The 20,076-nt window shown below is 45.6% G+C and carries 17 protein-coding genes and 1 tRNA gene; 16 read left to right on the top strand and 2 right to left on the bottom strand.

Going from position 1 to position 20,076, the window contains the following annotated elements:
* Positions 1-41: 41 nt before the first annotated feature.
* From NIT79A3_RS12820 to NIT79A3_RS12840, 5 genes are read left to right on the top strand one after another with little or no spacing between them, the layout of a single operon-like run.
* A complete protein-coding gene (locus tag NIT79A3_RS12820; protein WP_013966609.1) occupies positions 42-290 on the top strand; it encodes an AlpA family phage regulatory protein in 249 nt (82 codons plus the stop codon).
* Positions 287-661, top strand: a complete 375-nt coding sequence (locus NIT79A3_RS12825) for a hypothetical protein (protein WP_013966610.1) — start codon at positions 287-289, stop codon at positions 659-661. The genes NIT79A3_RS12820 and NIT79A3_RS12825 overlap by 4 nt, the downstream gene beginning before the upstream one ends.
* Positions 658-1,524, top strand: a complete 867-nt coding sequence (locus NIT79A3_RS12830) for a hypothetical protein (protein ID WP_156797085.1) — start codon at positions 658-660, stop codon at positions 1,522-1,524. The genes NIT79A3_RS12825 and NIT79A3_RS12830 overlap by 4 nt, the downstream gene beginning before the upstream one ends.
* The gene (locus NIT79A3_RS12835; RefSeq protein ID WP_013966612.1) at positions 1,502-4,357 is read left to right on the top strand and encodes a DUF927 domain-containing protein; all 2,856 of its coding nucleotides are present in this window, start codon (positions 1,502-1,504) and stop codon (positions 4,355-4,357) included. Before NIT79A3_RS12830 ends, NIT79A3_RS12835 begins: the two co-directional genes overlap by 23 nt.
* Entirely contained in the window at positions 4,350-4,991 is a 642-nt protein-coding gene (locus NIT79A3_RS12840) for a hypothetical protein (protein WP_041360349.1), read from the top strand. The genes NIT79A3_RS12835 and NIT79A3_RS12840 overlap by 8 nt, the downstream gene beginning before the upstream one ends.
* Positions 4,992-5,273: 282 nt before the next feature.
* Here the strand turns inward: NIT79A3_RS12840 and NIT79A3_RS12845 are convergent.
* Positions 5,274-5,358, bottom strand: a tRNA-Leu gene (locus NIT79A3_RS12845).
* 57 nt (positions 5,359-5,415) lie between these two features.
* Here NIT79A3_RS12845 and rnr point away from each other — a divergent pair.
* From rnr to NIT79A3_RS12895, 10 genes are all read left to right on the top strand, one after another.
* Entirely contained in the window at positions 5,416-7,659 is a 2,244-nt protein-coding gene (gene rnr, locus NIT79A3_RS12850) for a ribonuclease R (protein ID WP_013966614.1), read from the top strand.
* 151 nt (positions 7,660-7,810) lie between these two features.
* The gene (rlmB, locus tag NIT79A3_RS12855; protein WP_013966615.1) at positions 7,811-8,551 is read left to right on the top strand and encodes a 23S rRNA (guanosine(2251)-2'-O)-methyltransferase RlmB; all 741 of its coding nucleotides are present in this window, start codon (positions 7,811-7,813) and stop codon (positions 8,549-8,551) included.
* 104 nt (positions 8,552-8,655) lie between these two features.
* Positions 8,656-10,413 (top strand): arginine--tRNA ligase, encoded by a 1,758-nt coding sequence (gene argS / locus NIT79A3_RS12860; protein WP_013966616.1) that lies wholly within the window; start codon positions 8,656-8,658, stop codon positions 10,411-10,413.
* 24 nt (positions 10,414-10,437) lie between these two features.
* Positions 10,438-11,226: an SPOR domain-containing protein gene (locus NIT79A3_RS12865; protein ID WP_013966617.1), complete on the top strand. Its 789-nt coding sequence runs from the start codon at positions 10,438-10,440 to the stop codon at positions 11,224-11,226.
* Between the two features lie 98 nt (positions 11,227-11,324).
* Positions 11,325-11,963 (top strand): thiol:disulfide interchange protein DsbA/DsbL, encoded by a 639-nt coding sequence (locus tag NIT79A3_RS12870; protein WP_013966618.1) that lies wholly within the window; start codon positions 11,325-11,327, stop codon positions 11,961-11,963.
* A 74-nt stretch (positions 11,964-12,037) separates the two neighbouring features.
* Positions 12,038-12,502 (top strand): peptide-methionine (S)-S-oxide reductase MsrA, encoded by a 465-nt coding sequence (gene msrA / locus NIT79A3_RS12875; protein WP_013966619.1) that lies wholly within the window; start codon positions 12,038-12,040, stop codon positions 12,500-12,502.
* 149 nt (positions 12,503-12,651) lie between these two features.
* Entirely contained in the window at positions 12,652-14,265 is a 1,614-nt protein-coding gene (locus NIT79A3_RS12880; protein ID WP_013966620.1) for an HDOD domain-containing protein, read from the top strand.
* A 40-nt stretch (positions 14,266-14,305) separates the two neighbouring features.
* The gene (gene gmk, locus NIT79A3_RS12885; RefSeq protein ID WP_013966621.1) at positions 14,306-14,923 is read left to right on the top strand and encodes a guanylate kinase; all 618 of its coding nucleotides are present in this window, start codon (positions 14,306-14,308) and stop codon (positions 14,921-14,923) included.
* An 85-nt stretch (positions 14,924-15,008) separates the two neighbouring features.
* Positions 15,009-15,215 (top strand): DNA-directed RNA polymerase subunit omega, encoded by a 207-nt coding sequence (gene rpoZ / locus NIT79A3_RS12890; RefSeq protein ID WP_013966622.1) that lies wholly within the window; start codon positions 15,009-15,011, stop codon positions 15,213-15,215.
* 233 nt (positions 15,216-15,448) lie between these two features.
* Positions 15,449-17,554, top strand: coding sequence for a bifunctional (p)ppGpp synthetase/guanosine-3',5'-bis(diphosphate) 3'-pyrophosphohydrolase (locus NIT79A3_RS12895; RefSeq protein ID WP_013966623.1), 2,106 nt, complete (start codon positions 15,449-15,451; stop codon positions 17,552-17,554).
* Positions 17,555-17,630: 76 nt separating this feature from the next.
* On the opposite strand, the gene ccsA is transcribed toward NIT79A3_RS12895, so the two are convergent.
* A complete protein-coding gene (gene ccsA / locus NIT79A3_RS12900) occupies positions 17,631-18,470 on the bottom strand; it encodes a cytochrome c biogenesis protein CcsA (RefSeq protein ID WP_041361004.1) in 840 nt (279 codons plus the stop codon).
* 141 nt (positions 18,471-18,611) lie between these two features.
* Between ccsA and ffh the strand changes: the two genes are divergently transcribed.
* Positions 18,612-19,961, top strand: a complete 1,350-nt coding sequence (ffh, locus tag NIT79A3_RS12905; RefSeq protein WP_013966625.1) for a signal recognition particle protein — start codon at positions 18,612-18,614, stop codon at positions 19,959-19,961.
* The last annotated feature ends 115 nt before the right edge of the window (positions 19,962-20,076 follow it).

The following is a 20,076-nucleotide window of genomic DNA, read 5'->3' on the forward strand; positions in this document are numbered from 1 at the left end:
AGACCCGAGGGGATTTACTAACAATTTATAGGATAGGATTAATGAAACTTCTCAAATTGCCCCAAGTTCTTGGGTTAACCGCAAAATCTCGATCCACTCACTACCATGAAATAAAAATAGGACTAATGCCGCCGCCCGTAAGACTGGGCGAGCAATCTGTGGCGTGGGTTGAGAGCGAGATTCTGGCTATAAATGCGGCTCGCATCAGTGGTCAATCTGATGAGCAAATCAAACAGCTTGTTAAAAAATTAGTATCTGACCGCAAAGAGCTGTGTGGGGTGGCAGCATGAAACATCCTGACGAAGAGACAATTTCAAAAATACACAAAGATTCGGCTTTATCCGTTGTTGGAAATTTCGTAAAAATTGACCGCTTAATTAGAGAAGAATCGGGGATTTGTCTTTCTGAGAAATCACCTATAGCTCTTGCTCTGCTGTGCGTCTCAACCGGAATTGATTTTCATGCTGGAATACTTTTTCACAAACTAGATTCAATATCTGGATCATCCATTGATTCAAATGACGTTTCCAACTTATGCCATCAAATGAGTCTATCAAGCGGTGATGTACTGGAAGGACTCACTCGCTGTGCGGGTGAGATTGGAAGACTGGCATGCGCAGTTGAAGGTATCGGTATACCAAAAGGGAAAAAACGAGGATGACACTTATTTTGTTGACTTCCACGTCATGCAGGGTTTATTCTTCCGCTCAAGTGCTGAACACACTTCACAAAGCGGAATGCCCCGCGCCCGATAGTCGTGGTTTTTTTTCGCCCATAGTTTTTAATAGCCGGGTAGTGGGCAACGATAAAATACTGGAGAAATCCGGGAAAGTTGCCAGCCGTCTTTGTGCGGTGTTCAAGTACCTGGCTGCCTCTCTGAACAGGAGGCAAATATTGAACAAATCACAAAGGAGGCCAGTCATGGCTGCTAACACCCAAGATGCGTCCGCATCAAGCAAAGAATCATCACACGTTATTCCTGAAGACCTGATTGTCATCATTGATCTTAAAGGCTGGGATATTACCGAATATCACGGCACAAAAGCCATGTTGGAGAGCGAAGGAATAATTCCAGAAGGCTTCGAGTGGCCAGAAGGTTACAACGATGTTTATTGGAAAGATGATCAGTTCGATTATTGGCTTAGACGCCATCGTCCTGAAGGTGCAAAAGGATCGCGCAAACAATTCGCAAACGTTGATTGGTTTAAACTACGCTGGAATTTGATTGACACGGACCCACTCAGCCGGGAATTGGCGCGCAAGGCGAAAGAACTGAAAGATCTAATCTATCGGAATAGTTCGGAAGGTTTCGCAGAGAATGAAGCACTCTGGTCGCGATATTCTAAAGCCCAGCAAGATAAGCAGTTTCAAACATTCAAAGCAAAAATCCCATGCCTTGCAACGACCGGCCGTGATCGCAAATCTTCTCAAGCCAATATTAAGAACGCATCTGTTGATGCTTTGCGAGAAACAGATCTCAATCCCGTAGAAGAGAATAATAATGCCGACGATCCCCTACATTAAGCGGATTGCCGCCGCTGCGCTTGGTAGCATTGATTCCGTTCTGAATCATTGGCTGCCAGGCGGCAAACGTGAAGGCCATGAATACTTGCCGCTGAATCCGAAGAGATCGGACAGCGAGCCGGGTTCATTCTCAATCAATTTACGCACGGGCGCATGGTCTGACTTTGCCATCGGTGACAAAGGTAAAGATTTGGTTTCTTTAGTTGCCTATTTGGAAAATGAAGGCCAAGGAAAAGCAGCCGAACGGCTGGCTGCTTTTCTAGGAATCGAAACCGAAGAAAGCAGCCAGCCAAAGCGCGCCGGGAGCGATTCCAAACAACCCGGCAATAGTAACCCACCAGCCAGTCAGAAAGAATCAAACAGTGCTGAGAATCCGAGCGGTGATGGTGACGGCTGGCAGTGTGTCATGCCGGTTCCAGACAATGCACCCAAGCCACCGGCAGCACACTCCAAACACGGGAAGCCGTCAAAGCGTTATCCGTACCATGATATTGATGGCCGCGTTAATTTTTATCATGACCGGTACGACAAGCCCAGAGGTGAGAAGAAACAATTTTCACCGCTGACGCTTTGGGAAAAAGACGGCAAGCGTGAGTGGCGGTTTAAGGTTCCATCCGGGTTGCGCCCGCTGTATGGGTTGCCCGGATTGCTGCAATATCCTGATGCGGAATGCTGGCTTGTTGAAGGTGAGAAGGCGGCGGAAGCACTGCAAAAGCTGCTACCTGATCACCCTATCCTATGCTGGCAAGGTGGAAGCCAGGCCGTTACGAAATCGAATTACAGCCCGCTGACTAGCCGTGACTGCATTATATTTCCTGATAACGATCTGGCCGGAAAGAAAGCCGCTAATGATTTGATGAACCAATTGACGGCTGCGGGTGCGCGTTCGGTTCGGGTGATGGATCTTGAAAAATTGGCACTGGCACCCGGCGAAGGCAAAGACAAGACCGCAACATTGAAGGATGGCGAACCGCTGGCAATCGGTGACGATGCCGCTGATTTGGTCGGACGCGGCTGGAAGGTTGAGCATTTTTCCCTGTTGCTGAATCGAAAAGATGTTTTTGTGTCGGCTGATACCAAGGAAACAAAGCCAGCCAGCACGAAGGATAATGAACAGCAATCCGAAACTGTGCAACGCGGTTTTGAATTATTCAATGACGGGCTGTATTTTCTGGAACCCACCAAAGACGGGCGATTACGCCGCCGCAAGGTATGCGCACCGCTTGAGGTGCTGGCATTAGCGCGTGATGTTGATTCAAGGGAGTGGGGTACGCTGGTTCGTTTTTCTGATCCAGATAACAAGGTTAAGCAGTTGGTTATTCCCGCCCGTTCTTTTAATGGTGATGGTCTGGAAGCTTCAGGCCGCCTGTTATCTGAAGGTTTGACCATTGCACCCAAATCACGGCAATTAGTCATTGAGTACCTGCAAACACAGAACCCAGAAAAACGCGCCAGGACAACTAACCGCACCGGCTGGCATGGTGTTAATGATGGCCTGGTCTTTGTGTTGCCGGATAGTTCCATTGGTCAATCTGATGATGAGTGGCTATTCAGTGATAGCAAACCTGATTCCAGTCTATTCCGTCAACGTGGCACGCTGAAGCAGTGGCGTGATCATGTGGCGGCTCTATGTATTGGTAATAGTCGCTTGACGTTTGCGGTATCGGTTGCTTTTGCCGCGCCCTTGCTGCATTTGATCGAAATGGAATCAGGCGGATTTCATTACCGGGGCACGACTTCGAGCGGCAAAACCAGTGCGTTGTATATGGCTGGCAGCGTGTGCGGTTCCCCTGAGTATTTGCAGCGGTGGCGGTCAACTGACAACGGGCTGGAAAGCACCGCTCTTTCACATTGTGATGCAATCTTGACATTGGATGAATTGAAGATGATCGATGCCAGGATTGCGGGCGAATCAGCCTATATGCTGGCCAATGGTTCCGCTAAGGTTAGAGCAAACCAGAACGGGGGCGCACGCAATACGGCAAAGTGGCGGCTGCTTTTTTTGTCCGCTGGTGAATTGTCTTTAAGTCAGCATGTGGCGGAAGTAGGCAAGAAAACACCCGCCGGGGCTGAATTGCGTATGGCTGATATTCCCGCAGATGCCGGGCATGGTCTGGGCTGTTTTGAGAATTTGCATGGTTTTGAAAATGGGCACGAATTCGCCAAAGCGTTGGGCGCGATGGTTAACAAATATTATGGTACCGCATTCCCTGCTTTCATTGAGCATGTGCTAAAGAATCGTGAAAGCTTGCGTGATTCACTAGCTGATGCGCGGCTGAAGTTTGAGAAGGCAACACTTACCAGCGAGGCCAGTGGACAAGCGCAGCGTGTGGCGGCAAGGTTTGCTCTCGCTGGTGCTGCGGGTGAATTGGCTACCGAATGGGGAATTACCGGCTGGCAACCAGGCGAAGCAATGCAAGCCGCCATCACGTGCTTCAAGGCATGGCTTCAGGCTTTTGGTGGTGAGGGCAGCAAGGAAGACCGGGCTATGATTGATCAAGTCCGCCATTTTCTAGAATTGCATGGTGAGGCCAGGTTTACTGATATTGAACGAACTGTGGTAGATGACAACCATACACCGCGCACGATGAATAAAGCCGGGTTCCGTGAAAAGAATCATGATGGGAACATTGAGTATTACTGCTACCCGGAGGTATTCAAGGCGGAAATATGCAAGTGCTTTGATTATCGAGCGGTTGCACGATTGCTGATTGAACGAGGATTTATGAAGGGTGATGGCAAGAATTTACAGCCCAAAGTTAATTTGCCGGGTGAAGGTAGGAAGCGTGTTTTTCATGTTCTTCCCACGATCTGGGGTGGTGAAAATGATTGATTGGGATGAATTGATTAGGGCAGATAATGACGCTAATAACCCTAGAATTACCCCTGACAGTAGGGCGCGCCCTACTGCTTTGGATAGTGACTCAGAAAAAGTAGGGCAGCTAGAATCTAATGAACATAAGGGTTCTAGCGATTCCGCCCTACTCGCCCTACCTGCCCTACTAAAAAATAAGGGGGTAGGACAAGAACAGGGAAATAATCCGCCCGTTGAAGGCGGGGCTTCAGATAATTATTGCGATGCAAAAACGTACCCTGTAAATCCAATTGCCGTTACTTTGCTATTAACCTGTTGCCATAAAACAACAGTCAGCAAAGAAGAAACACTCGAAGCAATCTGGAAACTTCAAACCATCCCGCAGCAAGAACAGGTCAGATCATGGGCGATACTTTGCTATAAAAACGGCATTGATCCGCATCGTGTCATTTACCCATTCACTCAATCACCAAACAAGGGCACAAGCTGCCAAGGGTGTAAGCACATAGAGATGCTGAAGATCCCCACCGACAAACGCCCGGTATTCCGCTTTGTTTGTAGTCAGCATCACCAGTTACTTGAAGCCACCTATGTTCATGAGCGTGTATTGATTGCACCGGAATCATGCCGGGATTACCTGTCCACTGCATAGCCGGGGGCGGGTCTAATGTTTACGGCTTTATGCTTCTAGACCGTTCGCTGAGTCAGATTTTTGTGTGCGGGAGTTTTAGACGGGGGGGTATTTGAATTTGTCTTTTTGACCATATATAGTAAGCAACATTAGTGAATGTGATATAAGATCAAAATTACAATTTGCAGGCTTAATTTATTGCTTAATTTTTAGCCAGCAAAATTATTTGGGCATAGTTTTAGGCATAGAACTTTTTCCACAATAAATAATACACTTATTAATCAATATATTAACAGTGCTTGATGGTGCCCAGAAGAGGACTCGAACCTCCACACCCGAAGGCACATGGACCTGAACCATGCGCGTCTACCAATTCCGCCATCTGGGCAATAGACAACCGGATCCGGCTGCCAAAGAACGCGTAATTCTATAGGAAATCACTGCTTTGTCAAATAAGAAGAATCAAAAACTACGTAATCTGGATCCAAATCTTAAGCGTGAGAAAGAGCGCTATGAACACCCATTGCCCAGCCGGGAATATGTTTTACAGATTTTAAAACAGCAGGGTGTCCCAACTGCTGAACACGCATTATATAAGTTGCTGGATATTACTAAAAAAGAAGAAGAGCTGTTTAATCGCCGGTTAACTGCGATGATGCGCGAAGGTCAAATTTTCCGTAACCGCAAAGGCGATATCTGCGTCATGGAAAAACTGGATTTGATCAAAGGCAGAATCCAGGGTCATCCAGACGGATTTGGCTTTCTGATTCCCGATGACGGCAGTCCGGATTTGTATCTGAGCGCTAAAGAAATGAATAAAGCGTTGCATGGTGACCGGGTTTTGGTGCGCGAAATTGGATTGGACCGGCGCGGCCGGCGTGAAGCTGCGATTGTAGAAGTATTGGAATATACCAATACACAGTTGGTAGGCCGGTTATACATTGACCACGGCATTCTGCTTGTAGTGGCTGAAAACAAACGCATCAGCCAGGATATTCTGATCGCCAAGGAACACTCTTTGAAGGCCAAAGCAGGCCAGATTGTCGTCGTCGAGATTATCCAGCAGCCGAATAAACAGTCGCAACCGATCGGAAGAATTATTGAGATTCTCGGGGATTACACCGCACCCGGGATGGAAATTGAAATCGCGTTACGAAAACACGATCTTCCCTATGTGTTTTCTCCCGAGGTTGAAAAACTCTCGGCCAAATTTCCCAAAAATGTAACAAAGAAAGAACTGACGGGACGCAAAGATATCTCCCATTTACCCCTGGTAACCATAGACAGTGAAACTGCCCGTGATTTTGATGACGCGGTGTACTGTGAAACAGACGACGAAGGATACCGGCTGTACGTGGCTATTGCGGATGTCAGTCACTATGTAAAACCCAACGATGCCATTGATCAGGAAGCGTTTAACCGCGGAAATTCCGTTTATTTCCCGCGCCGTGTTATTCCTATGCTGCCGGAAGCGCTATCGAATGAGTTGTGCTCACTTGTTCCAGATAAAAACCGCCTTTGCATGGTCTGTGAAATACAGTTCCAAGTGAACGGCGACATCCTCGATTATATTTTTTATCCCGCCGTGATGTGCTCCCATGCGCGTCTGACCTACAATAAAGTAGCGGCCATGCTGGCTAACCCCAAAGGACCTGAAGCCAAGGAATATGCAAAGCTGTTGCCGCACGTGCAACGGGTCCATAAATTATTTAAGGCGTTACTGAAAGCACGCAAGAAACGCGGCGCGATTGACTTTGAAACGACTGAAACACAAATGTTCTTCAATGAACAAGGGAAAATCGAAAAGATTGAACCGGTGCAACGGACCGAAGCGCATCGTTTGATTGAAGAATGCATGCTGGCAGCGAATGTATGTGCCGCAGATTTTCTGCAAAAAAATAATCAGACGACGCTGTACCGTATTCATGAAGATCCATCTCCCGAGAAAATTGAAGTCTTGCGTAATTTTCTCAAAGAGTTTGGCATTCAATTAGGTGGAAAAAATAAACCCAGCGCCAAAGATTACGCACAAACACTGCTTAAAATACAAGGCAGACCGGATGCGCAGCTACTCCAGACGGTCATGCTAAGATCGTTGCAGCAGGCTGTTTACAGCCCGGATATCGCCGGGCATTTCGGGCTTGCGTATGACTACTACACGCACTTTACTTCCCCCATCCGCCGTTACCCTGATTTACTGATACATCGTGCCATCAAGGCGGTATTAAACGGAAAATCCTATGAACCCGGGGATTGGAACGAGTTGGGCAAACATTGTTCACTCACCGAGCGGCGCGCTGACGAAGCAACGCGTGACGTCGAATCCTGGCTCAAGTGTTTCTACATGCAGGATAGAATCGGCGAATGTTTTGATGGCGTGATCAGTAGCGTCACCGGGTTTGGCTTATTTGTAGCGCTGGATAACGTGTACGTGGAAGGTCTCGTGCATATTTCAGAACTGCCGAGTGATTATTTTCATTTTGATGCTACCAAACATACTTTATTGGGTGAACGCAGCGGCAAACAATACCGTCTGGGTGATCGATTACAAGTTAAATTGGTCCGTGTTGATTTGGAAACCAGCAAAATCGATTTTGTATTAGCTGAGCCCAGCAAAAAATCAGGCAGCTCCAAGAAAAAGGCCGTGTCAAAAACAAAGACCGCGTCAAAAAGTAAGAAATCGCTTTAACCTCTGAAATTGTTTTACAATACGCGGGTTATGATGATTGGATCATAACCCGCGAGAAAATCAGAACACGGCAGCACCACGCTTCTATTTTTCATCAAATATCTCTTATGTTAAGCGATGCTTAGCAAAATTTTCAGGTTTGTTAGGAATTATGTCGAGCACCCGCCTTATTTTTGGCTTTCACGCGGTCACCAGCCGTTTGCGGCAAAATCCGGATAGCATCAAAGAGATATTTATCGACGCCACGCGGGATGATCAGCGTGCACGCGGGTTAATCAAGCTTGCCGAAGACCAAAAGATTCGTTTGATCACCTGTGAGGGACCAAGACTGACAAGCATGGCCGGTACCGACCGTCATCAAGGTGTCGTGGCCAATATTGATATTACGCGCAGTTATGTCGACATCAGCGATGTTCTCGATACACTGACTGAACCCGCCCGGCTGCTGGTATTGGATGGCATTCAAGATCCGCACAATTTAGGTGCGTGTTTACGTGTTGCCGATGCGTTTGGCGTGCATGCCGTGATTGCGCCGAAAGATCGGGCAGTCGGATTGACTTCAACCGTTTATAAAGTTTCCAGCGGCGCTGCAGATACGGTGCCCTATATAGCCGTGACCAATTTGTCGCGTACGCTAAAGCAATTAAAAAAGCAGGGAATCTGGATTATAGGTACCGCAGAAGATGCAGATCACGATCTCACTCATTTTCAGATTCAAGGGCCGGTTGCCTGGGTATTTGGCTCTGAAGAAAAAGGATTGCGGCGATTAACGCGGGAATCCTGCGATCAGTTGGTGCGCATTCCGATGCTGGGCAGCATAGAAAGCTTAAATGTCGCTGTCAGCGCAGGAATTTGTCTTTTTGAAACGCTCCGCCAACAATCTTCGGCTTGATCTATGTACCTGATAAAATACATCTCAGCATTTAAACAAAAAGAATCTATGTTATGCCCGGTAATCCAATTCAATCAAAATATTGACATCGCTAATTCTCAACCATGACTTCATCTGCCTATCCCAACTTTAAAACACATTTTGCCGGACTTTTCCGCCAGGCAGGCAATCACATCACCACACTGGATGCTTCCATTCGTATTGAGCTGGCGCGCACCAAACAAGCCAGTCATGGCGATTATTCCTGTAATCTTGCGATGCAGTTGGCCAAACCTTTGCATAAAAATCCGCGTGAGATTGCCAATTTATTGGTCGATGCGCTGCCGCCCTCGCCTTATCTGGAGAAAGTTGAAGTGGCTGGTGCCGGTTTCATCAATCTGTTCCTGAAAAACTCCGCCAAGCAGCAATATCTGCAGCAGGTTCTCCAAGGCAAAGAAGCGTTCGGTCATAGTGATTTTGGTCAAGGAAAAAAGATTCAGGTGGAATTTGTCTCGGCCAATCCAACCGGACCACTGCATGTCGGGCATGGACGTGGCGCCGCGATCGGTGCAAGTTTATCCAGCATACTGGCAGCGGCCGGTTTTAATGTATCTCGCGAATTCTATGTCAATGACGCAGGACGGCAGATGGATATTCTGACGCTTTCCACCTGGCTGCGTTATCTGGAACTCAACAATATTCGCGTTCCTTTTCCGGAGAATGCTTATCAGGGCGACTATGTTAAAACCATGGCACAACTGATCCAGCAAGCACATGCCCAGCGGTATGTGCATCAACCAGTCTTATTGCTGGAGGATCTGCCAGAAAATATCCATGAAACAGGAATTAATACTGATGAGCAGTTGGATCAATTAATTGCGAATGCAAAAAAAATACTCGGTCAGGATTATGCGTATATTCACAATTTTGTGCTGACAGAACAATTGGGCGATTGCCGCAATGATTTGATGGAATTCGGTGTGGAATTTGATACCTGGTTTTCAGAACAATCGTTATTTGATAATGGCCTTGTCGCGCATACCATCCAGTTGCTTGAGAAGAAACATTACTTGTATCTACAGGATGGCGCCATTTGGTTTCGTTCCACCGATTTTGGCGATGAAAAAGACCGTGTCGTGCAAAGAGAAAACGGTCAATTTACTTATTTTGCTTCGGATATCGCCTATCACCTGAACAAATTCGAACGCGGCTTTGACCAGGTAATCAATATCTGGGGGGCGGATCATCATGGTTATATTGCCCGGGTGAAAGGCGCGCTACAGGCATTGGAGCTGGATCCGGAAAAACTGGAAATCGCCCTGGTGCAATTTGCTGTGCTCTACCGTGACGGCAAAAAGGCGCCCATGTCCACCCGTTCCGGCGAGTTTGTCACATTGCGGGAATTGCGCCAGGAGGTCGGCAGAGATGCCGCACGATTCTTTTATGTGATGCGTAAAAGCGATCAGCATTTGGATTTTGATTTAGATCTGGCCAAATCGCAAAGCAATGAAAATCCGGTTTATTACGTCCAGTATGCCCATGCCCGCGTGTGCAGTGTGTTGGCGCAATGGGATGGCGATATGAACGATCTGATTGAGGCGAGTACGGAAGCGCTATCCAGTCCTGCTGAATTGGCTTTGCTGCAAAAATTAATTGATTTTCCGGATACTGTGGAAATGGCTGCCAAGGAATTTTCTCCGCATCTGATTGCCTTCTACCTCAGAGAGCTGGCCAGCGAATTTCATAGTTACTATAATTCAACGCGTTTCCTGGTCCCTGAGATTCCATTGCAGCACGCTCGTTTGGCGTTGATTGCTTCGATCCGTCAGGTACTGAATAATGGTCTGAGGTTACTTGGTGTCAGCGCTCCTGATAAAATGTGATCGAATTAATGCATAAGGATACTCATGAGTCGAGATTATAAGACCCGCAAGCCTTCAAAATCCACGCCTGAAAAAGGCGGTTCTGCATTTCTGGGCGGATTCGTCGGTTACGCATTAGGTCTTGCGAGTGCCATTGGCATATGGCTGTATCTTAACTATGCACCCAGTCCGTTTTTGCCTACTGAGAAAGCGGTCAGCTCAGTTGAGAAAAGCGAAGCAAAAGCAACGCCGGAGCAACCCAAAACACCTGCTAAACCACAAGAAGAACCCGTGGTTACTGCTGAGGAAAAGCCGCGGTTTGATTTTTACAAGATACTGCCTGGTATTGAAGAGCCCGAGATTGACCCTGAATACAAACCGGTTGCTGCACAACCCGCTCAACCGCAAGTTACTGCCAAGATTCCGGAAAATAGCAATAAACCCGCTGAAAATGTGCAACAACCCACCCCGCCAGCTCGCCCGAATACTAATCCGGCAGTAACCGCACCGCAAATCGCTGCCGTTCCGCCGCGTACTATTCCAGCAGAACCGGTACCACAACCGGCAGCACCCCAGCTTAAGAGCCCTCCTCCAGTGAAAGAAAAATTCTTTCTCCAGGCTGGATCATTCAGAAGAAACGATGAAGCGGAAAACATGAAGGCCCGACTTGCATTCCTTGGCGTATCAGCATCCATTCAACCAATCGATTTAGCGGAAAAAGGCACTTGGTATAGAGTACGTATCGGCCCTCTGACTAACAAAGCGGATATTGATGAAATCAGCGCTTCATTAAAAGAAAATGGCATAGGAACACAATTTATAAAAGTACAATAAAATATTTCCTGACACCCTGCTTAAACTCAATTTTTGTGCAACCCATTCATGCAAAACAGAATCAACAGCCAGTTAGATACTTTATTTAAGGAGTTAAAATGAATCAATATAAGCCGCTTGCAGTTTTCTTCTTATTGTTGAGTTTTAGTTTAATAAGCCTATCCAGTGCACGTGCTGATATCGTTGAAGGCAAAGATTATACCGTCCTGGCTACCCCGCAACCCACCCAGGATGGTAACACGATTGAAGTTTTAGAATTTTTTTGGTACGGTTGTCCCCATTGCGACAGCTTGCACCCGCATCTTAAAACCTGGCTGATGAACATTCCTAAGGATGTCAGTTTTCGCTATGTGCCCGCGACGCTTCGCGCCAATTGGGTAGCCGCTGCAAAAATCTTCTATACGATAGAAGCCATTGGAAAAACCGATGTTCTGCATGACAAAGTCTATGATGCTGTTCATCGTGACAAAATTGACATAAATAATGAATCTGTTCTATTTGATTGGGTTGAGAAACAAGGCATCGACAGAAAGAAATTTGAAGATACCTATCGCTCTTTTTCTGTGCAGAATCAAGTGGCAAGATCAACACAATTATCTCGTCAATACCAACTCACCGGTGTTCCTGCATTGGTCATCAATGGAAAGTACATCACGAGCGGAAAAATGGGCGGTACACCGCAAGATACCATCAGAACCTTAGAAGCACTTATTGAAAAGATACGTAAGGAAAAATAACGTATGCAGTTTTCCATTTATTGGAATACACCAAAATATTCTGTTAATTTGATTTATTATCAGGTGAATCAATAATGATGGCAAACAAGATAATTTTTGGAGCAGGCTGTTTCTGGGGAGTAGAAGCAGCCTTTCGCAGTATTGAAGGAGTCACCGGCGTGACTTGCGGCTATTCCGGCGGGCATACCGGCAATCCAACCTATACGGCCGTTTGCACCAACACCACCGGCCATATTGAAGTGGTTCTGGTGGAATATGATCCGGCAGAAGTTGCTTTTGGAACATTGCTGGATAATTTCTGGAATTGCCATAATCCTACCACCCAGGACCGTCAAGGTCCTGACATTGGAACACAATATCGTTCAGCTATCTTTTTCTTCACACCAGAACAAGAGATTGCCGCAATAGAATCCAAGCATAGGTTACAAAATAGCGGACGCTGGCGCGATCCTGTCGTAACTAAAATTTTACCTGCCGGTCAATTTTACGTTGCGGAAGAATATCATCAGAATTATTTCAGCAAGCATGGCATTCATTAACATTCCTTATTAACTAACCTTCTAATTTGCCGTTAACAGGAAAAGCATATTAGATTTTTATAACACTCAGGAAAAAAGAATCTAATACAGACTGCGATATGGTTTGCGCCAACATACTAACTAACAATTTTTCTTAGAAGAAGTTCAAGATGGGATCCATTCAATCGCCCTATACTCCCCAAGACCCATCCAACTTTCCTGATCCTGCAGTGGTAAAAAAAGATGGTACAAAAAATTTAAGAGACCATTTGATCGAAGCGGTCACTAATGACCCGGACCTCCCCGCTCTTGGCAGCTCCATAACACGCATCGTACAACTATCGTCATCGGATGATCAATCCATTCAACAATTGGCCTATTTTGTTCTCTCGGATGTTTCATTAACACAAAAGATTTTGCGTTTATCAAATTCTGTAGCCTTTATCTCAGCATCTAACAAAGTCAACACCAGTATCACGAAAGCAATATTCCTGCTGGGTTTTAATTCGGTAAAGACTTGCGCTTTAGCCATGCTGCTGGTTGATGGCATGTCCGGAAAACGCGCGGAACACGTGCGCACAGAGTTAATTTACGCCTTGGCAGCCAGTATGATTAGCCGTGAGCTAGTTAAGCTAAGCTCTTTTAAAGATGCAGAAGAAATTGCTGTTGTTGCCTTATTCAAGAACCTTGGACGTTTATTGCTTGCTGCTTATGACCATGATCTGTACCAAGAAATGATGACTCTCATCAAGCAAGGCACGCATACACCTGTACAAGCATCACAAGCGGTGTTGGATTTCAACCTAGATACATTGACTGAAACTATTCTGGAAAAATGGAATATTCCCATCAGTATTATACAAGCGCTAAAAAACAAGCCTACTGGTATCTTAAACACTGCAAGAAATAAACAAGAGTGGATGCAGCATGCCGCTGAATTTAGTGAAAAAGCTACGTCACTCGTTTTAGCAACCACCGAACCAGAAGATTCTGAGCTAAGAAATAAGCTACTCAACCGTTTTGGTAAAGCACTTAATCTGGATAAATATAAATTGGATCAATTGATAATGAGTGCTTCCGCAGAAACACGCACACTCTTAATCAATGCAAATTTACTCACAACGGATAAAAGTAAAAAAATCAGTCCGGATACAACACAGACAGAATTTGATATTTCTGTAGAAGATTCACTCAGTGAACTGCTGTTTAGCAATGATGAAAGCAATAACTCAGAAATTACTCAGCGTTACCCCAGTGGCAAACCGTATAATGCATCCGCATTATTATTGGCTGGTGTGCAAGACGTAACCGAAATTATGGCATCCGGTAAGTATAAGCTCGAGGATCTGATCATGTTAGTTCTGGAAACTTATTATAATAGTTTAGGTTTTCGTTTTTGCACCCTTTGCCTTAAAGATCCACAAATGAATCTGTTTCGCGCACGCAGTTCCCTGGGAAGAAGTAACATGGCGTATCAAAAGGCGTTTAGCTTCCCAATGGCGCCGTCTAATGATCTGCTCCATCTTGCCCTGAAGAAGAATGTAGATTTGCTGATTTCAGATGCCTACATCCCGAAAATCCGCAAACTGATACCCCAGTGGCATATGGATTTATTACCTGATGCACGTAGTTTTATTGTGCTCCCTTTGGTTGCCAACGAGAAACCCATTGGCCTATTTTATGCCGATCGCGCATTAGAAGCACCTGAAGGAATCACTGCTGAAGAAACAAGGCTAATCAGGACATTAAAAGGTCAAGTACTGACAGCCTTTAACTCGAGATAAGTTACTACTGATCACATAGATAATAGACAATAGGTACAAAATGACTAAAATGACAGGCTGCTTATTTATTATCAGCGCACCCTCTGGCACCGGAAAAACCAGTTTGGTCAGAGCGTTACTCCAGTCGGACTTAAATCTGAGTCTGTCTATTTCACATACCACACGCCCGCCACGTTCTGGAGAAGTCAATGGCCGTGACTATCATTTTGTCGATGAAGAAACATTCAGACAAATGCTCCGCAACGGAGAATTCGTGGAAAGTGCAGAAGTTTATGGCAATCTTTATGGCACCTCGCAAAAATGGATTGATAGCGCTATCGCATCCGGGCAGGATATTTTACTCGAGATTGATTGCCAGGGAGCGAAACAGATCCAGCAAATTCTCCCCGGATCCATTGGCATCTTTATTCTCCCGCCATCTGCTAACACTCTGGCAACGCGACTAAAAACAAGAGCGCAAGATAATCCGGGAATCATTGAGAAAAGACTTGTTGCAGCACGCGAAGAAGTCGGTCATATCACTGAGTTTGATTATGTTATTATCAACGACAAGTTGGAAGATGCGCTTAATGATCTGATCTGCATAGTCAGAGCTGAGCACTTAAAGAAAGCCCGGCAGCTGATAAAATATCATGAATTAATCGCCCAATTGTCATAATCAGTTTCTATAAATAAATGGCATAGATTTTAATATATTATTGTAAAATCTGTTTGCAACCCCCTAAATAACCGAGATAAATACCATGGCACGAATTACCGTTGATGATTGTATAAAGCAAATTCCTAACAGATTTGATATGACTTTAGTTGCTACAGTACGCGCCAGACAATTGGCCATAGGCTCCGCGCCTATGGTGGATCCTGCACGCGACAAACCGACCGTCATCGCACTGCGCGAGCTGGCTCAAGGCAAAATAGGTTTGGATATACTCAATCCCAAAAATATCTAGTGCCGATTCAATGCTATGAAGATGCTGTCAAGCATTGATGCTATCTTTCTAGTACTTGGCGCTTATCAGCCACCAAATAAATCTCTGTGCATAATCGCACCAAAGATTGATCTAAGTCATTTAAAGATCGTGAGAGCACAAACCGGCTTGGAAAAGACAGCCAGTCCAAGTTAAAGTCATTTTGAAGAAAGTCAAAATAACTTATCTGATGCACGCCAAACTAATAAAACTCCATGCCTGAAGCAGAACTTCTATTTTCTGAGACCTCCCAATATCTTAAACCGGAAGATATTAACCAACTTAGAAATGCCTATTCATTTGGTCAAGGTGCTCATTCCGGACAATTCCGGAAATCAGGTGAGCCTTATATTTCTCATCCAGTCGCAGTAGCCAGGATCCTCAGCACACTGCATCTCGATGCACCCACGCTAACAGCCGCCTTATTGCATGATGTCGTAGAAGACACAGATATCTCCAAAGCTGAAATCAGTGAGAGATTTGGCGAACCCGTGGCAGAACTGGTGGATGGTGTTTCTAAACTCACTAAAATTGAATTTCAGACACAAGAAGAAGCGCAGGCTGAGAATTTTCGAAAAATGTTACTGGCGATGGCGCGAGATGTACGTGTCATACTCATCAAACTGGCTGATCGTCTGCACAATATGCGAACACTTGAAGCCATGCTTCCTGCAAAACAACGAAGCATTGCACGTGAAACCCTCGAAATTTATGCACCGATCGCGCATCGGCTTGGACTCAATAATATCTATCAGGAATTACAAGAACTGGGTTTTCGTTATTCTTATCCCATGCGCTATAAAGTGTTGGTCAAGGCAACCAAAGCAGCGCGCGGTAATCGTCGTGAAATCGTTGGAAAAATTCTCGAAGCCATTGATCTTAAGTTGAAAGAATCGGGTTTGAATGCAGAGGTAACTGGACGCGAGAAGCATCTTTATAGTATTTATATGAAAATGGTCGAGAAACATCTTTCATTTTCTGAAGTACTTGATATCTATGGTTTCCGCGTTATTGTCAAAGATATTCCCTCGTGCTATGTCGCTTTAGGCATGTTACATAGCCTATATAAACCAATTCCTGGCAAATTCAAAGACTACATTGCAATCCCCAAAACCAATGGTTATCAATCGTTACACAACACTTTACTGGGTCCGTTCGGCATTCCGATAGAAATACAAATTCGCACCGCGGAAATGCACCGGATCGCCGAAAATGGCGTTGCCTCGCACTGGCTCTATAAAAGCTCAGATGCAGATTTTAATGATCTGCATTTACAAACCAGCCAATGGTTGCAAAATTTACTGGAAACACTCAGCGGCTCGACAGATTCTTTGGAGTTCCTGGAGCATCTTAAAATCGACTTGTTTCCAGGCGATGTTTTTGTTTTCACTCCGCAAGGAAAAATTCTAACACTCCCGCGAGGTTCCACCGCTGTCGATTTTGCTTATGCAGTCCATTCCGATGTGGGTAATTGTTGTGTAGCTGTCAAGATTAATGGTGAGAACGCACCACTGCGAACCAAACTAAAAAGTGGTGATCGCATAGAAATCGTCACAGCACCGTATGCTAAACCGAATCCTTCCTGGCTCAGTTATGTGGCAACCGGAAGAGCACGCTCACACATTCGTCACTTTCTTAAAACAATTCAATACGACGAGTCGGTCAAACTAGGTGAACGCATGCTAAACCAGGCGCTACTGTCTTTTAATATTAATCCGGACACAATTAATGATACGCAATGGGAAAAATTAGTACGCGACAGTGGCGTCAAATCCAAAGAAGAATTGCTCACTGAAATGGCTCTGGGCAAACAACTTCCGGCTGTCGTGGCAAAAAGGCTGGCATCTCCACTGGAGTCCATCTCCAGTGAACAGACAGCTGGGCCAATTACCATATTGGGGACAGAAGGATTGACTGTTCAGTTTGCCAAATGCTGCCGCCCTATTCCCGGGGATGCCATTATTGGCGTAATCAAGAAAGATTCCGGACTGATCATCCATACGCATAATTGCACCAATGTCACCAGCAGTCAAAAGCACTCGGAAAACTATCTGGATGTAGCTTGGGGTAAAGACATCACGAGAACTTTTGAAGCCAGTATCAAAGTAACTACAGTGAATAAGCAGGGCGTCCTGGCACGAGTCGCTGCCGAAATAGCCAAAGCCGAATCAAATATTGACGACATCGCCATGGAAAACGAGAACGATTTCATGCATATGCGTTTTATTCTGCAAATCAACAATAGATCACATCTGGCACAGGTTATACGTGGCCTACGGCATCTTAAGGAAGTTGTTCACATCCATCGCACGCAAAGCTAATTTGCCAGTTTGTTGTGAATCAGTAGAATATTTCTAAATTCTGATCGCGAGTCATGAGAAGCGGGTAATCAGCAGACTAGCGATTTAGTATGATCTCCAGCACAAACTTGCTGCCGATGTAGGCGAGTAACAATGTAACAAAGCCCACCAGGGTCCAGCGAATCGCTATCCGGCCGCGCCAGCCGTAGAGTTGTCTGCCGGCCAGCAGCGCTGCGAATACTCCCCAAGAGATAAAACCAAACAGAGTTTTGTGTGAGAATGTAAGTGGCTGGCCGAATACTTCTTTTGAGAACACTACGCCACTCAAGAGCGTCAAGGTAAGTAAAATAAATCCAACCCAGATAATATGGAACAACAGCTTTTCCATCGCCAGCAGCGGCGGCAGATTTGTTAGTATCGAACGGGTAGCAGGGTGATGTAAATGGCGCTCCACCACCGTCATCAATAATGCGTGTAATGCTGCTATCGTCAATAAACTGTATGCCATCATCGCAATCAGCAGATGCGCTTTAAATGCAGGTAATTCGGTGTTCGCAAGAGGGCGCAACGATGGAAAAAATAACGGCAATAACACCGCTATGGCCGCCGCTGCTGCAACGGGCGCAACCAAGGTTTGCAGTCCCTGCAAACGATTAAAAAACCCAGAAAACCAGTAAATGAATGCAGTTAGCCAGACAATGGATGAAATTGCATTACTCAAACCAAAACTGAGTCCCGTGCCAGCAAACATCGATTGATACAACGTCATCGCATGCAATACCAAAGGAACAAGCATGGCATAATGTGCCCAGGTATTAGTTATCAGCACATGATCATCAGCTTTCGATGATACTTGATCCCAAGTATTGCGCCAGAAAAACCAACCGATCAGTATATAAAGCAAAAAGGCTGCGAGATAAGTTAAAATGCTGGTCATTGATAGTACAAATATTAATAGGCCGGAATAATTGTTTAGTCTACATGGCACTTTAACAAATTCAAAGAGCCAATCCGGATATTTATTTAAATTTGAATAATCACTTTGTTCTATAACCATCGTTTTTTGTGAGGTTTAAGTATGTTTGACAATCTGACCAGCCGCCTGACCGGTGTCCTTAAAACATTACGCGGTGAAGCAAGGCTTACAGAAAGCAATATCCAGGAAGCCTTACGCGAGGTCCGCATGGCATTACTGGAAGCTGATGTGGCTTTACCGGTAGTCAAAGATTTCATTGCGCGCGTTAAAGAAAAAGCCGTGGGACATGAAGTCATGAGCAGCCTTACACCCGGACAAGCGCTCGTTGGGGTGGTTCATCAGGAGTTAATTACGATTATGGGTGGAGAGAAAGTTGATCTGAATCTCTCCACAGTACCACCCGCCGTTATTCTTATGGCAGGACTGCAGGGCGCCGGCAAAACTACCAGTAGTGGTAAGCTGGCCAAGTGGTTAATAGAACAAAAGAAAAAGAAAGTGTTATTAGTTTCCTGTGATATCTATCGCCCGGCTGCTATTCATCAACTGGAACTACTGGCTGGCCAAACCGGTGCAGATTTTTTCCCCGTTAAAGACGGACAGAAACCTGGCGAAATTGGTGCCGCTGCATTGGATTATGCACGCAAGCATTATCATGATGTAATGATCGTGGATACTGCTGGCCGGTTAGGTATTGATGAAACCATGATGCAAGAGATCAGTGAACTTGAAGCACTGTTGAAACCGATTGAAACCTTGTTTGTAGTCGATGCAATGCAAGGGCAAGATGCGGTTAATACAGCCAAAGCATTTTCCGATGCACTCCCCTTAACCGGTATCATCCTTACTAAATTGGACGGTGATGCACGTGGTGGTGCAGCGTTATCGGTCAAACACATTACCGGAAAACCCATAAAATTTACCGGTGTTGCGGAAAAATTAACCGGATTGGAAGCATTTTATCCTGACCGGATGGCATCGCGTATTCTGGGCATGGGGGATGTGCTTGGGTTGATTGAAGAAGCACACCGTAGCGCTGATCAGCAAGAAGCTGAGAAGCTGATGAAGAAGATGAAATCGGGCAAAGCATTTGACTTAGACGATTTCAAGGCACAATTTCAACAAATGCGCAATATGGGCGGGATGAGCGCCCTTATGGACAAATTGCCTGCGCAGTTAAGTCAGGCGGCACAAAATGTAAAAGTGGACGACAAAATAATCAGCCGGACGGAAGGCATTATTAATTCCATGACAAAGCAAGAGCGTACTAAACCTGAAATCCTGAAAGCCTCACGTAAACGACGAATCGCCGCAGGAGCAGGTGTTTCTGTACAAGAAGTCAATCGTTTGCTGGCACAGTTCGAGCAAGCCAAAAAAATGATGAAAATGATGAGTAAAGGCGGAATGTCCAAAATGATGCGTGGATTAAAAGGGATGCTCCCTCGCCTGCACTAGAATATCAATTGGCTGCGGGTGCTTTCTCTAGCGCAACAACTTGAGTACCTGCGGCTATCTTTCCTTGCCGACCAACCCATATTCCTGCAGTAAGGTCTGTGCTGCTTCTGCCAGA

The sequence above is a fragment of the Nitrosomonas sp. Is79A3 genome (assembly GCF_000219585.1).
Taxonomy (GTDB): domain Bacteria; phylum Pseudomonadota; class Gammaproteobacteria; order Burkholderiales; family Nitrosomonadaceae; genus Nitrosomonas.

Coding starts and splice junctions, on each gene's coding strand:
- rpoZ (WP_013966622.1), top strand. CDS start 15,009: ATGGCACGAATTACCGTTGATGATTGTATAAAGCAAATTCCTAACAGA.
- NIT79A3_RS12880 (WP_013966620.1), top strand. CDS start 12,652: ATGGGATCCATTCAATCGCCCTATACTCCCCAAGACCCATCCAACTTT.
- NIT79A3_RS12870 (WP_013966618.1), top strand. CDS start 11,325: ATGAATCAATATAAGCCGCTTGCAGTTTTCTTCTTATTGTTGAGTTTT.
- NIT79A3_RS12835 (WP_013966612.1), top strand. CDS start 1,502: ATGCCGACGATCCCCTACATTAAGCGGATTGCCGCCGCTGCGCTTGGT.
- ccsA (WP_041361004.1), bottom strand. CDS start 18,470: ATGACCAGCATTTTAACTTATCTCGCAGCCTTTTTGCTTTATATACTG.
- NIT79A3_RS12825 (WP_013966610.1), top strand. CDS start 287: ATGAAACATCCTGACGAAGAGACAATTTCAAAAATACACAAAGATTCG.
- gmk (WP_013966621.1), top strand. CDS start 14,306: ATGACTAAAATGACAGGCTGCTTATTTATTATCAGCGCACCCTCTGGC.
- NIT79A3_RS12820 (WP_013966609.1), top strand. CDS start 42: ATGAAACTTCTCAAATTGCCCCAAGTTCTTGGGTTAACCGCAAAATCT.
- msrA (WP_013966619.1), top strand. CDS start 12,038: ATGATGGCAAACAAGATAATTTTTGGAGCAGGCTGTTTCTGGGGAGTA.
- ffh (WP_013966625.1), top strand. CDS start 18,612: ATGTTTGACAATCTGACCAGCCGCCTGACCGGTGTCCTTAAAACATTA.
- NIT79A3_RS12840 (WP_041360349.1), top strand. CDS start 4,350: ATGATTGATTGGGATGAATTGATTAGGGCAGATAATGACGCTAATAAC.
- NIT79A3_RS12895 (WP_013966623.1), top strand. CDS start 15,449: ATGCCTGAAGCAGAACTTCTATTTTCTGAGACCTCCCAATATCTTAAA.
- argS (WP_013966616.1), top strand. CDS start 8,656: ATGACTTCATCTGCCTATCCCAACTTTAAAACACATTTTGCCGGACTT.
- rlmB (WP_013966615.1), top strand. CDS start 7,811: ATGTCGAGCACCCGCCTTATTTTTGGCTTTCACGCGGTCACCAGCCGT.
- NIT79A3_RS12865 (WP_013966617.1), top strand. CDS start 10,438: ATGAGTCGAGATTATAAGACCCGCAAGCCTTCAAAATCCACGCCTGAA.
- NIT79A3_RS12830 (WP_156797085.1), top strand. CDS start 658: ATGACACTTATTTTGTTGACTTCCACGTCATGCAGGGTTTATTCTTCC.